This window comes from Grimontia sedimenti (genome assembly GCF_011045095.1).
Taxonomy (GTDB): domain Bacteria; phylum Pseudomonadota; class Gammaproteobacteria; order Enterobacterales; family Vibrionaceae; genus Enterovibrio; species Enterovibrio sedimenti.
In genome coordinates, this window is sequence record NZ_JAALDL010000063.1 from 1 (window position 1) to 433 (window position 433).

Here is a 433-nt window from a genome sequence, read left to right on the forward strand (position 1 = left end):
ACGCAGCATAAAGGAAAAGTGGTGGGCGATACCGGGCTCGAACCAGTGACCCCCTCCTTGTAAGGGAGGTGCTCTCCCAACTGAGCTAATCGCCCACATCAGTTTTACATCCTCTGTGGTAGAAGATGGTGGGTCGTGCAGGATTCGAACCTGCGACCAATTGATTAAAAGTCAACTGCTCTACCAACTGAGCTAACGACCCAGTGGCGTCCCATAGGGGAGTCGAACCCCTGTTACCGCCGTGAAAGGGCGGTGTCCTAGGCCTCTAGACGAATGGGACACACGGTTGTTTGGTATTGGGATACCAAACCACTCTTTACTTTTTCAACCTATACAATCTGTGTGGACACTAGCATTAATAGTATCGTTAAGGAGGTGATCCAGCCCCAGGTTCCCCTAGGGCTACCTTGTTACGACTTCACCCCAGTCATGA

Annotated in this window: 3 tRNA genes and 1 rRNA gene; all 4 read right to left on the reverse strand. The window is 51.3% G+C overall.

Annotation, left to right across the window (positions count from 1 at the left end):
- Positions 1 to 19: 19 nt before the first annotated feature.
- Positions 20 to 95, reverse strand: a tRNA-Val gene (locus tag G5S52_RS23505).
- Positions 96 to 126: 31 nt separating this feature from the next.
- A tRNA-Lys gene (locus tag G5S52_RS23510) sits at positions 127 to 202 on the reverse strand.
- A gap of 2 nt (positions 203 to 204) precedes the next feature.
- Positions 205 to 280: transfer RNA gene (locus G5S52_RS23515), tRNA-Glu, on the reverse strand.
- A gap of 88 nt (positions 281 to 368) precedes the next feature.
- Positions 369 to 433: ribosomal RNA gene (locus G5S52_RS23520) — 16S ribosomal RNA — on the reverse strand; the annotation flags it as partial.